We start from the raw sequence: 12,426 nt of genomic DNA, 5'->3' as shown, positions 1-12,426 counted from the left end.
TCCCTATTCCACCGTCCAAAAACAATCAACAATTTCAACAGCCCCGACCATTTCAGAGATTACTAGAGTCTCCTCAAACCTACCCCTCTCATTAGGCATAAGTACAAAGGGCGTGACGTTCGTGAAACTCATGGTCAGCTCCCTACCGTCTTCGCCGAGAACTTTATAGTGAATGTCAATCTCGCTTATCGGCCGCGTCCCCACATTTTTAACTTCTCCCGAAACAACTAACTTCTCTTCATCATAGGAAAAATAAATTCCTAACGGCTTACCTGCTTCTGTCCAGTTAAAATTGTCTTCTTCTGCCGCTCGAGACATTGCCCTCTCTATACGGTTTTGCTCTTCTTCTTCAAAATCAATCCGTGCCGTCTTCACTTTTTCCAAATAGTTTAATAGCTCTGAGTTTTTTGGATCATAGGTCAACCCTAAATTAAATTCCACTTCAGCTTCCGTAAACTGATTTTTCTCTAAAAACCCAAGCCCCTGAACGATAGCTAGATCAACAATCTTCTCTTTAATAACCTCGACAAGTTGAATCGTTTCTTCGTTACTTGACTCCCAGGTCTTCTCATATAACTCAACCAAATCCTCCATCGTTTGCGCTTCGGATTGAATGGATAGTGTTGCAACGACTAGCCGGTATTGCTCTTTGATCATTTCAAAAAAAGGGCCTTCTTCCTGTGCTAATTCATACTCTAATTTATCAAGATCCTCTCCGTTTAACAGAGCCATATACTCTAAACCGCGTTCAACAACTTCTAAGTTAAAAGCCGCTGCAGTATGATTAGGTCGCTTCACGAGCACTTCTTCAAATGTTGCTTTTGCTTGCTCGAGCTCTCCTTCAAGTGCCAGAGCTTCCCCTTCCCTAACCAACTGCTCAACTTCACTATTAACCGTCGACTCATAGAAAAAGAAACTTCCAAGTACCACAATAGCAGTAAAAAGGGTCATAGTTGGCACGAGCCAAAATCGTTTTGACACGCGATTCCCACCCAGTTTAACTCCACAGTTCGAACAGTACCGACTTTCTTTATGTATACTTGCTCCACATTTATGACAATACAAAATTCACACCTACCTCTAAAACACCTATCTATACGATACTAACTCCTATTTTCAGACGGTTAATTTACTAATTGTCTCATAGATCGACTTATTTTTCATTTCCTAAATATAGTAAAAGGTGCAAGACCCTGCAGTTCACCTGCAAATCTTGCACCTTCTTCTATGATACAAATAGTTTTACACTACTTTCAATAAACTCATCTAATCCAACAGGCGAGACTTCATTGCCCGCTACAAATTGTGCCATGAAAAAGCCAAGGTTCATCCAGAGAAATGTCATCGCCGTAGCTTCTAGGTTCGTACCATTTATTTTTCCCCGCTCCTTCATTTCTGTTAAATACCGCAGCAAATACTCTTTTAATTGTCTTGGATTTTCAGCAGTTTTCTGACCAATTTCCGGGTGGAAATGTCGCTCTTGAAATGCAAGCATCACAATCTTTCTGTTTCGGTTCATATATTTTTGATAGGTTCTAGCAATCAATGCTAAGTCATGTTCAATATCGTAAGTGATCTGTTCCTCAAAAATCTGTTTCATACAATAATTGTACGAGTACTTCTCAACCGCAGCATCTAAAATCGCTTTTTTCGAGCCAAATCTTCGAAATAAAGTCATTTCACTAAAACCGGCTACTTGAGCAATTTCCTTAATCGTTACTGCCTTATAGCCCTTTTGTTCCATTAGATCAATCGCTGCTGATAGGATTTTGTCTTCTGTAGTTTGATTTTCAACCATAACCTCTCCTCCAAACTCAATTTTTATAGGAGCAACTTACACGAAAGGCACGAGTTCACTAAATCGACTCGTGCCCTCAAAGCAACGACATTACGCTGCTATCTTATTAGGAGTATTATTTTTGAAAATCAAACCTTTTAGATAAGGCATTACCCAACGATCTCCACCGATGCGACCTGCATTGTAACCAGCAGCTAGAATGAAGAAGGCAATTAAAATCATCCAAGGATTAGTTGAAATAGTTCCTGCGAACATGAAGCTAAAATTCATCACTACGCCGAAAAATGCTGCATAAGTTGTTAATACTCCAAGAATTAATCCAAGTCCTACTAATAACTCACCCCAGGCAACCATAAAGCTAAAGACATCTGCACCCGGAATAGCAAACTTTTCTAAGAATGCTACGTAATTTGGGTAAACTACTTCGCCGTGACTGACAACTGGATTTGCCACTGCGTTATTTAAATAACCTGCTGCACTGAACGGTTCGCCAGTAATTTTGCCCCAGCCCCCAGTTAACCATTTCCATCCAAGGTATACACGTAAGAAAGTTAAAATCCCTGCTGCTACTTTATTGTTTCTTAAAAAATTCATGACCATAATCGATCATCTCCTCATCGTTTTGATTTGAGATAGTGAGCGATCGAGATGGTGCGTGTTTCTTGTTTCGATCAGTGTGTTTGTGATCACTAACTATCTTCACTCATAGTATATAATGCTCAAGGTCGTCGCGACCGTCCCACATGTGAACATTGTATTGTGAAACAGTGAACAAAGTGTGAAGTGGTTTTGACTAAGCCCGAATTAATGATATCAGCTCACTTTTAATTCCGTAAAATTGTCATCTCTCAATAGATTAAGGTTGATTAGACCTGTCAAATATCCCTTTCCGCGAGAATACCTACCCAAGTATAATTTGCTTCTTCGCTCATAAAACATTTGATTTGGACTGTAAAATAGTCTGTTTGGACTGTAAATTTGATTTTCTGACTATAAATCACCGAGTTTAGACTGTAAACCATATTTTCGAGTGATTTCACTTAAAAACGGTCCCAAAAGGACCGTTTTCCATTACTTATTTCGTTAAAAACATCTGTGTATAGTATGATCGGTATTCGTTAGCACCATAATAATAACCGACTCCAATTCGCTCAAATCGGGAGTTAAGAATGTTCTTCCGATGACCTTCACTGTTCATCCAGCCTGTGACAACAGCTTGGGCACTTTGATATCCAGCTGCGATGTTTTCTCCAGCACTTCGATAAGTAATACCAAAATGAGTTAACATATCAAATGGTGAACCATATACAGGTGAACGATGGGCAAAATAACGTTGATCATGCATATCCTGTGATTTTTTCCTAGCTACTTGATTTACTTCTAAATCTAGGATTAGAGGCTTAACTCCATGTTTTACTCTTTCTGCATTCGTTAAGAAGAAAATATCAAACTCCATCTCTACTAATTTTTCAGACTCACCAGAAACTGGATACTGCAAATCGCCTGCTATAGGTTTTATTGAAGGATTTGATTTTATGGTTACAGTCCAATCCTTTTGAGACCATTGAACGGAGTAACCCATTGACTCTGTTGTTGAACGAAGTGGGACCATCGTCCTGTTTTGTACTAGTTTTGCTGGCACATCAATTTTTTCAACCATCTGCTGTTGCTGATTTCCATTTTGATAATGTTGAAGCACATATGGAGAATCAATTTGATAGATCAACTTAGTTTGTTGAGATCCTTTATCTTTAACACTAGTAATCATTCTCGTTTGTTGGTCCCAGTTAATATTTGAACCAAATCCTTCCTGAACCGCACGTAGGGGAACTAACACTCTACCATTTTCAATGATTGGCATCATATCTGAAAAATGAATTTTCTTACCATCTACAAATACTTGAATTGTGTTTGCTGATGCCGTTTGTGTTTGAAAACCTATCATTATGAACAACAATAATGACCCAAAAGTTACAAATTTACCCACCAAAAACACCTCCTTACTATATTTTTATATATACTAGATGACTTATCAACTGTTAAATGTTGGTTGCGATTATTAACTGGGAATTTAAATGCCAGAAAATTCGATCTAAAATACAGAAAAAGACTGTCGCTAGTTTCTGAAGCGACAGTCTTTTTCTGTATTAATAACTTGACTTCTCCTTGTGAAAAAAAGCCCTTTCAAAAAAACGCTCTTTCATTTCAGGATTAAGGCAATCCTTATAAAGAATATAATTATAATTCATTAAACACTTGTGCCATCTTTTGGCTAAAAAATTCATCATTACAAACTCCTCCTTAATTTAAATTAACACGTCGAAGGTAGAAATTTCGGTATCTGGCTGGCATATCAACGAATGACTTAGCCCCTATAGTTTTGCGTACCAACATCTTTCAATGAGGTTGCCCTTTCGTACGTAATTATGTAATATGAACCTTTATTTTTTATTATACTTGATGATGATAAAAATATAGTAAGCCAATATATCTAATTTCCTGTCTACTATCCCATAAAATATATAAGACTTTTTTACCATTACCGACAAAATCTAGCAAAAATATATTGGAAAAATGCCAATTCTTGTAATATACTATTCATATATTAATAGGGGGGTCATAATGGGAGCACAGATTAGTCAAGAGAAACTGCTGTCAATCCTTAAAGAGATACAAAAATTAGGTGATAGCAACCATACACTAACGTCAAAAGACTTAGTAAAAGAAATAGAGAGATTGTTGTTACATATAGAAGAGATCAATTACTCTTAATAGAAATCATAACCGATGGACTTAAAATTCCATTGGTTTTTTTAATGTAACTTCAAACATATGTTAATTATCTGCTAGAAGCAGTAACTCTAGTTAAAAATCTCCTATAATTAAATTTTAGTGTTAACAATTACGCGCATTTGTCGAAATATTATATAAGAGCAAAAAATGGTAGGAGGAAAATAATACAGTGAAAAAAAATATCATTACATCTTTGTTACTTATCTTACTCTTTTCATCAGGATTTCCTAATCTTGCATTTGCGAACAGTAGCACCATCAAGGTGTTTGTTAACGGAGTAGAAATTCAGACAGACCAACCACCAATCGTTAGAAATGGTAGAACGTTGGTTCCATTAAGGGCTATATTTGAATCACTTAATGCCAAAGTCGTATATGAGGAAGGCACAAGGAAGATCACCGCCACAAGAGGTGATACGAGAATTATCCTTTACATAGGATTTAACCAAGCAATCGTTAACAACAAACAGGTGACCTTGGATGTCCCTTCTCAGGTTATAAATGGTAGAACTTTAGTGCCGGTTCGTTTTGTAAGTGAAGCTTTAGGTGACCGCGTTTTCTATGATGCAGCGAAAAGAGAAGTTCGAGTAACAAGAGCTCAGAGCCCAATGTCTGGAGTAGCAGCAAGAGATGTGGAAAACTTTGGTGACGGCCGCGATTTAGAGGTTAGCTTTAAAAGAGCGGAAAACGAAGCACCAGTAAGTGAGTACCGAGTCATGGTGGTGAAAACCTCCCAAGCAACAAATTTCAACTTAAACACTGCGTTAAGTATTTCGCCAAGTAACTATACAGTAATTACGAAATCCGGTCAGGACATTCGCCAGGTATTAACTTCGTCAACCCGAGATACGGATGGTGCATTCGTAGAAAATGATATTAATTATACAGTGTTTGTTTTACAGGTTGGGAATGGAGCTAGCCCACAACACCACTTAGCAAAAAGCACTCCTGTCACACTCACACTACCAAACCGAGTAGCAGCAGTCACTAACGTAACAGTTAGAGATGTTTATGACTACGGGGATGGTCGAGACCTTGAAGTAAGCTTTAATAGACTTGCAGATGAAAATCATCTCTTGTATTACCGTGCCATTGTCGTCCCTAATAGTGAAATAAGTCAATTTGACTTGTCTGCAGCAAAAGAAGTAACAAGTGGAAATTACACAACGATCTTTAAAACAGGGGCAAATCTCGTTCAAAATCTCACGAGTACTCGAGACTATAAAGGGCGAGTTATCCAAAATGGAACGACATACCGTGTGTACATCCTAGCTATCGGTAATGCTAGCACAGGTTTCGGAAGTTCTTTATCTGCGCCATCTGCTCAAATAACGCCAGCCAGCAGGCCTAACGATATTAGAGCTACAAATGTTGTTGCAAGAGACATATCTGACCATGGTGATGGTCGTGATCTTGAAGTCACCTTTAAAATTCCGAGTCAAGAAATACGCGTCGCTAATTATCGGGTGATGGTTGTTCCCGCCAATGAAGTTAATAGTTTTACATTACAAAAAGCCAACAGCGTTTCCAGTTCTAACTATACAACTGTTTCAAAAACGGGTCAGGATCGTACAGTAACTCTAGCATCAACGACTAGAGATGTTAACGGAAATTTGGTACGTTCAAATCTAAATTATCGATTATTTGTGTTATCAGTAGGTGGTCCTGCCAACGGGTTTACAAACTCGCTTTCGTCGCCTTCACAAACGATCTCGTTAACGGATAATTTCAGACCTGCGTCAGCAACAAGCATACGAGCGTACGATATAAGTGACCATGGAGATGGACGAGATTTACAGGTAACATTTAATCGAATTACTGACGAATCTGTTCTATCAGAATATCGGATTATGATTGTAAAATCAGCTCAAGCAGGTGGATTTTCATTAACTGATGCCAATAATGTCCCACCATCTAATTACACGGTTGTTCCAAAAACCGGAGCTAATCTATCAAGGACACTAACGGCTAGTACGAGAGATGCATTTGGGGCACTCATTCGTGAAGGGGTAGAATACCGTGTTTATGTTCTCTCTGTCTCTAATGGAGGTAACAGTAAGAACAACTCATTGTCTGGAGCTTCAGCAGCTATTACTTTAAGAGTTAATTCAAGTGCTCAAGCAGTCATTAGTGTAACAGCGCACGATATAGCTAACGCTGCAGACGGTAGTGATCTAGAAGTTCGGTTCGTAAGAGTAGGAAATGAGGCTTCCATCGCCGAATATCGAATTATGGTAGTAAAATCGCACCAAGCATTTAATTTAGCTCAAGCGAATGCAGTAACAGCTGGCAATTATACACCAGTTGCAAAAACAGGTAGTAACATCGTGCATCGATTAAGTCCAACCGCACGAGATGTTCAAGGTGACTTAATAAAGCCGGATATTGAATACAAGGTATATGTGATGAGTGTATCTAATGCAGCATCTTCTAATGCATTATCAAACCCTTCATTAAACATAACCTTATCGAACCCTTTTGCTGGAAGCGTTTCTAACATTACAGCATCAGATATTGCTAACAACGGCAATGGCCGAGATATGAGAATAGGTTTTACGAAACCAACAAATGAAGCTAGCATTGCTTACTATGCCATATTGGTTGTCCCAGAGGCTGAGGCAAGTACCTTTACCTTAGCTGCTGCCAATCTAGTACCTAAAGAATATTTTACGAGAGTAAATAAAACTGGAGGTAATCATGTGGTAACTTTAGATGCTGCTACCACCGATGTTAGAGGTAATCTAATAACGAGTAACATTACTTACCGAGTATTTGTGTTATCAATTGCCGACGGTATTAATGCAACTATTAATGGCCTAGCCTCCTCACTAGGAACAATTACTTTAGACTAAAAAATAGGCAAGCTGTGATGTTCATAGCTTGCCTTTTCTATTAATTTATTAAATACCCCTTAACAATATAGCAAAATATGTCGATATAAGAGATAAACTACAATAAGGCATGAGAGGATGAACAATTGAACATGAAGAAAAAACATATTATCACACTACTACTATCAACTGTAATTGCAACAGCTTTATTGCTACCAACAAATGTATTTGCCAACACATTTGTATTTAAATTCAAAGAATTTTTACTTAATGAAAACAGTGCTGCTGAAAACTACCTAGATTTTAAATCAACAAGGGAGATTACAGTAAATGCTCCAAAAAAATATATCGAGCAAGTTGAAGTGCTCCATAAAAAAGGCAGCTCTCTTGCTGAAACAGATGTATCAATTACGAACGTAGATATTTTAACAAATGGTGAAGAAGTTAGCTTTATCAATGTGTTTGTAAATGGTAACCGTAGAACGATTAATAGACCATTTGAAACTGACGGGATCAAAAAGAAATTTGAAATCGGTTATGCAACGTTAAATGACAATTTCGACTTGCGAATTGAAGTAATCAGTGAGAACAATGAAATGCTTGAAGTGATGAATTTTAAAGTACCAGAAGGAAGTAGCGATATCTTTAGAATTAATCAAAAGTTTACTTACAAGACTGCTGGTAAAAGGTATTCACTGTATGATTTATTAGCTGGTAGAAATGTATTTACTGATTTATTAGTAGAACACAAACTAGAAGACATTGATGCAGAATTTAAGTTGGATTGATCGTAATGAAGAATAGTTTAAAAGCTCTAATTTTACTTATTTTCGTCTTTTCTACTATGCCTGCTTCACTTGCAGAAAATAACCATGAAGTACTTGTACAGAGGGTGGCTAATGACATATACAAAGTCTGGACTATAACGTTTAATGAAGCATTAGATCCAAGCACAGTAAATGAAACAACTGTCCTGGTAAAAAACTCATTTAACCGCAATTTAGATGTAACGGTTAGTCTTTCAGCAGATGGAAAAAGTATTTCTGTAAATCCCAGTCAAATGTACGTTCCAGGGCTAGAATACGAGCTTTTTATTGAAAATGTAGCATCTATTACTAATGAAGTTCTCTCCCCTGGAGTAAGAATGCCATTTGTAATCGAAGAAGTGAAAGAAGAAAAGGTACGAAACAGCACAAGCCCAAAATCGCAAGGAACAACGAGCCAACAGAGTAACCAAACAACGAATAACAACCAGGCAAATAATAGTCCATTTACAAACAACAATAGTTCGAGTAGTAAACCGACTACAAGTCAACCATCGACGAAACCTGCTACAAACCAACAAACCAATACAACTCAACAACAGGCTGAGAAAAAGCCTGTACATCTAACGAATGTCAAAGTAGATGTGAATTCAATGGTATCCAACGTGACGGTGAAAACTAGTAACTTTGTTGCTGTTGTCAGAGTTGATGGTAAGAAAATGCACTACCAAGGTAATAACGTCCACGAATTAGCTGTACCGGGCTTAAAGCGAGGAAACACGATTAAAATAGACGCATTCTCTTCCTACGAAAGAGGTTCTCTAATAGAAACGATTAACCATAATGTAAAGTAAGGTGATTACCCTATGTTAAAAAATATAATGATTAGTTTTATGAGTATTGTAGGTGTATTCCTCCTACTTGGAATTGCTGGTTTATTTCTTTTAAGCAATGAACCTACCGAAAGTAGTAATCAACTTCAAGAAAAAGAGACTACACAAATTTCTGCTGAAATTGAGGAAGAAGAAGCTGAACCGATGAACACTGAGTTTTTTAGAAGTAACTTAAAGATTATTAGTATAGATTAAGATACTGAGATACCCAACTCTATTATTAAGGAGTTGGGTGTTTTTTTGGTTGTTCCTGAGGTAACCTACCGGCGTATATAACTCAGTTTGGATAATAAACTGGTGATTCTGGACAATAAACGCTTCAGTTTGGACAATAAATTAGGTAATTACAACAAAAGGTTGGCAAGTTAGACTTGGCATTCCTCATTCTCAGCAAAACACCAGTAAATACCACTATCACAATTGACATTGACCAATTATATTTAAAAAGTTACAAATATTTTATATCCAAAAGGAGCACTTATATGTACACAAAACTAGCATCTAGAATGACCCTTGTTTTTATTTTGTTTTTTACTAGTTTAGCTATTCCCTCTACTGGAGAAGCATCTACCTCTATTAAGGTTGAAATTGATGGTGAAATTATTAAGTTTGACCAACCGGCGACTACTATTGCTGGACGTACAATGGTACCTATGCGTAAAATTTTTGAAGAGTTAGACTCTACTGTCCACTGGGATGCGAAAACACAAACCATCACAGCTAGCCGTGGTTCGAAAAAAATCACTCTAAAAATCGGTAGCAAAACAGCTACTGTTAATGGACAAAGACTTACATTAGACGTAACCCCGCAAGTAGTAAAAGGGAGAACGTTAGTGCCACTTCGCTTTATAAGTGAAGCATTAGGGGCAAAAGTAGATTGGAATAGCCAAACAAAAACGGTTAGTATTGTAACTTTTGAATATATAGAACGTTACTATTATGTAGATCGTGTAACGCTAAATATTTCAGAACACATCTCTGAAGAACGTTTTTACGAAGATTTCTACAGAATTCATCAGACACGTGAGCTAGTAGCTGATACAATTTTTACATCTTTTTTAGATAATGCTAGTTACTTTGAGTCTGATCATACAAGTATGGTTTTCAATGGGGATAAATTCGATGCCCAAATGATTATAGAGGGAACTGTAATTGATGGAAAAGCTTCAGGTAGTTATGTTATTGATCTTTACGATCTTAAAATTGGCAGACGTGCTCGCACCTACAATGGCACTTTTAAAGACGTACCATATAATCGAAATTTAAAAATTTCAATTCAACGGTTGCTAGATAGTAATCATTCAGTAATTAGATAAAAATAAAGACATAGAAAGGTATCTCTATGCTTTAAGAATTCTTAACTTTAACCTGTTCATGCCCTTCTTCACTTGATTAAGGGCATGATTTTTTGTTTATGTCACTGATACCCAACAGGGTATAAACTTCGACTCAGACTATAAGACGCTTAGTTTGGATTATAAACTACTGATTTTGGACTGTAAATTTTATTTTCCGACTGTAAACTACTAGTTTTGGACCGTAAAACGATTTACACCCTTCAAGCTATAGTTCAAAACACCCATTCTTTACCCAAACGCTGTATACATATGTCGTTTCTTGTAATAAAATGTCTAAGTACAACAAATACAACGAGGTGAAGTCATGAAAAATTTAAAAATAAGGTACAAGTTAATCGTCGGGTTCTCTGCGGTAATTCTTACATTTGTATTGGGCATGTCTTTTTTGTTACTTGAATTGCAAACGATTAATAATGATTTTGATCGCATTAAATCCGATACGACAGTTGTAGTTAATAACTTTGATGAAATCGGCAAAGAAATTGGACAAGGAATTATTGTCAATATTCAGGACGGGCAAACTAATGTTCAAAGAGCAATTACAACCTTATATGTCATTCTAGGATCTGCGCTAACTTTTGCTATTATCCTTACTTTTATTATTACTAGATTAATTACCAAACCAATCTCGGAAGTTATTAGAGTAACAAGTAGCGTAGCCGAAGGAAATCTGTTGATAAATGAATTAGATGAAAATCGTCGTGACGAAATTGGTCAATTATCCAAAACGATCAACTATATGGTGAAGAACCTTCAAGCTGTTATTAAAAATATGAATGGTCTAAGTAAACAAGTTTCATCATCATCGGCTGAGCTTGAAGCTACTTCTCAACAAGTACATAGAGCAACAGAAGAAATGGCAAGAGTAATGAGTGTTGTTTCTAGTGGTTCAGATAACTTAACAGTAAGTGCCGAAGAAGGTGCGAGAGCTGTTGAAGAAATGAGTATTGGTATCCAAAAAGTCGCGGCAACAACTTCTACAATTGCTGATTCTTCATATGAAACAGAAAAATCAGCTAGAAGTGGTGCCGATGCTATTAACAATGTTATTAATAAAATGAATATCATCATCACTTCGGTTAATGAGACAGCTGGCGTCATCTCTGAATTAGATAAGCGTTCAAATCAAATTGGCGATATCGTTAATGTAATCAATGGCATCGCAGAACAAACAAATCTATTAGCTTTAAACGCTAGTATTGAAGCAGCTAGAGCTGGCGAACACGGGAAAGGCTTTTCAGTAGTAGCAAGTGAAGTAAGAAAGCTAGCTGAAGAATCTAAAGGGTCCGCGGAAGAGATTACTGGTCTAATTCAAAGCATACAGCAGGATTCACAAAATTCAATTACGAAAATGTCTCGAACACAAACAGAGGTAGAAGAAGGCAAAACAGTGGTTGAGGTAGCAAAAGCCTCCTTTGAGAAAATCCTAAAAGAGATTGAGGCAGTTACCTCAGAAATGCAAGAAGTTTCAGCGATCGCAGAACAGCTTTCAGCTAGTACAAATCAGGTCAAGGCTTCTATCAATGAAACAACTAAAATCTCAGAGCAGTCTGCTGCAAGCGTCGATCAAGCAAACTCTTTAACCCAGGAAACGTATGCTTCTATCGAAGAAATTGCTAAAGCGGTATCTGATTTAAATTCTCTAACACAGGATTTAGAGGATTTAATTAAAAACTTTGATATATAAATAAGATGGTGTCCCCAATATAAAGGGGACACCTCATTTTTATTTATTTCGTTCACATATTAGTCACAAACTTCCAATACAAAAATGTATATTTATAGGATAATTAATTTATAACCTTATTTTGGGAGAATTTCTAATGCCTACAAGCCTTCTAATTCAAATTGAAAAAAAGCGTAAGGAAATGACAAAAAAAGCAATAAAACACGGCTTTTCAGCAGCAGTTACTGTTAGATGTAGCCAAGAACTTGATCGTTTATTAAATGCTTTTGACAAAACACATCCAAAAGCAAAAAAATCTTAGCT

General features: G+C 36.8%; 12 protein-coding genes and 1 riboswitch. Of the genes, 8 read left to right on the top strand and 4 right to left on the bottom strand.

Going from position 1 to position 12,426, the window contains the following annotated elements:
• Positions 1-3 precede the first annotated feature (3 nt).
• The 4 genes from DS745_RS09175 to DS745_RS25135 all read right to left on the bottom strand — a co-directional run bounded on the left by DS745_RS09175 (position 4) and on the right by DS745_RS25135 (position 3,785).
• Positions 4-981: an FxLYD domain-containing protein gene (locus tag DS745_RS09175; RefSeq protein WP_129077956.1), complete on the bottom strand. Its 978-nt coding sequence runs from the start codon at positions 979-981 to the stop codon at positions 4-6.
• A gap of 244 nt (positions 982-1,225) precedes the next feature.
• A complete protein-coding gene (locus DS745_RS09170) occupies positions 1,226-1,798 on the bottom strand; it encodes a TetR/AcrR family transcriptional regulator (RefSeq protein WP_129077955.1) in 573 nt (190 codons plus the stop codon).
• A 90-nt stretch (positions 1,799-1,888) separates the two neighbouring features.
• A complete protein-coding gene (locus DS745_RS09165; protein WP_129077954.1) occupies positions 1,889-2,398 on the bottom strand; it encodes a DoxX family membrane protein in 510 nt (169 codons plus the stop codon).
• Between the two features lie 475 nt (positions 2,399-2,873).
• The gene (locus DS745_RS25135) at positions 2,874-3,785 is read right to left on the bottom strand and encodes a stalk domain-containing protein (RefSeq protein ID WP_129077953.1); all 912 of its coding nucleotides are present in this window, start codon (positions 3,783-3,785) and stop codon (positions 2,874-2,876) included.
• A 346-nt stretch (positions 3,786-4,131) separates the two neighbouring features.
• A riboswitch (cyclic di-GMP riboswitch) is annotated at positions 4,132-4,219 on the bottom strand.
• Between the two features lie 201 nt (positions 4,220-4,420).
• Between DS745_RS25135 and DS745_RS24550 the strand changes: the two genes are divergently transcribed.
• The 8 genes from DS745_RS24550 (at position 4,421) to DS745_RS09125 (ending at position 12,424) form a co-directional block, all read left to right on the top strand.
• The gene (locus tag DS745_RS24550; RefSeq protein ID WP_161568217.1) at positions 4,421-4,570 is read left to right on the top strand and encodes a hypothetical protein; all 150 of its coding nucleotides are present in this window, start codon (positions 4,421-4,423) and stop codon (positions 4,568-4,570) included.
• A gap of 190 nt (positions 4,571-4,760) precedes the next feature.
• Positions 4,761-7,442, top strand: coding sequence for a copper amine oxidase N-terminal domain-containing protein (locus DS745_RS09155; protein WP_129077952.1), 2,682 nt, complete (start codon positions 4,761-4,763; stop codon positions 7,440-7,442).
• Positions 7,443-7,573: 131 nt separating this feature from the next.
• Positions 7,574-8,209: a hypothetical protein gene (locus DS745_RS09150; RefSeq protein ID WP_129077951.1), complete on the top strand. Its 636-nt coding sequence runs from the start codon at positions 7,574-7,576 to the stop codon at positions 8,207-8,209.
• A 5-nt stretch (positions 8,210-8,214) separates the two neighbouring features.
• Positions 8,215-9,039 carry an Ig-like domain-containing domain gene (locus tag DS745_RS09145; protein WP_129077950.1) on the top strand — a complete coding sequence of 275 codons (825 nt, stop codon included), beginning with the start codon at positions 8,215-8,217 and terminating at the stop codon, positions 9,037-9,039.
• Positions 9,040-9,051: 12 nt separating this feature from the next.
• A complete protein-coding gene (locus DS745_RS09140) occupies positions 9,052-9,273 on the top strand; it encodes a hypothetical protein (RefSeq protein WP_129077949.1) in 222 nt (73 codons plus the stop codon).
• Positions 9,274-9,560: 287 nt separating this feature from the next.
• Positions 9,561-10,394 carry a copper amine oxidase N-terminal domain-containing protein gene (locus DS745_RS09135; RefSeq protein ID WP_129077948.1) on the top strand — a complete coding sequence of 278 codons (834 nt, stop codon included), beginning with the start codon at positions 9,561-9,563 and terminating at the stop codon, positions 10,392-10,394.
• A gap of 346 nt (positions 10,395-10,740) precedes the next feature.
• Positions 10,741-12,123 carry a methyl-accepting chemotaxis protein gene (locus tag DS745_RS09130; protein WP_129077947.1) on the top strand — a complete coding sequence of 461 codons (1,383 nt, stop codon included), beginning with the start codon at positions 10,741-10,743 and terminating at the stop codon, positions 12,121-12,123.
• A gap of 136 nt (positions 12,124-12,259) precedes the next feature.
• The gene (locus tag DS745_RS09125) at positions 12,260-12,424 is read left to right on the top strand and encodes an aspartyl-phosphate phosphatase Spo0E family protein (RefSeq protein ID WP_129077946.1); all 165 of its coding nucleotides are present in this window, start codon (positions 12,260-12,262) and stop codon (positions 12,422-12,424) included.
• The last annotated feature ends 2 nt before the right edge of the window (positions 12,425-12,426 follow it).

This window comes from Anaerobacillus alkaliphilus, from assembly GCF_004116265.1.
Classification (GTDB): Bacteria; Bacillota; Bacilli; order Bacillales; family Anaerobacillaceae; genus Anaerobacillus; species Anaerobacillus alkaliphilus.
Note: the sequence above shows the minus strand (reverse complement) of the source record. Positions and strands in the feature narration are given on the sequence as shown.

Bases quoted from the DNA above. Each gene is read 5' to 3' on its own strand.
- DS745_RS09170 (WP_129077955.1), bottom strand. From the start codon at position 1,798: ATGGTTGAAAATCAAACTACAGAAGACAAAATCCTATCAGCAGCGATT.
- DS745_RS09165 (WP_129077954.1), bottom strand. From the start codon at position 2,398: ATGGTCATGAATTTTTTAAGAAACAATAAAGTAGCAGCAGGGATTTTA.
- DS745_RS24550 (WP_161568217.1), top strand. From the start codon at position 4,421: ATGGGAGCACAGATTAGTCAAGAGAAACTGCTGTCAATCCTTAAAGAG.
- DS745_RS09150 (WP_129077951.1), top strand. From the start codon at position 7,574: ATGAAGAAAAAACATATTATCACACTACTACTATCAACTGTAATTGCA.
- DS745_RS09145 (WP_129077950.1), top strand. From the start codon at position 8,215: ATGAAGAATAGTTTAAAAGCTCTAATTTTACTTATTTTCGTCTTTTCT.
- DS745_RS09140 (WP_129077949.1), top strand. From the start codon at position 9,052: ATGTTAAAAAATATAATGATTAGTTTTATGAGTATTGTAGGTGTATTC.
- DS745_RS09135 (WP_129077948.1), top strand. From the start codon at position 9,561: ATGTACACAAAACTAGCATCTAGAATGACCCTTGTTTTTATTTTGTTT.
- DS745_RS09130 (WP_129077947.1), top strand. From the start codon at position 10,741: ATGAAAAATTTAAAAATAAGGTACAAGTTAATCGTCGGGTTCTCTGCG.
- DS745_RS09125 (WP_129077946.1), top strand. From the start codon at position 12,260: ATGCCTACAAGCCTTCTAATTCAAATTGAAAAAAAGCGTAAGGAAATG.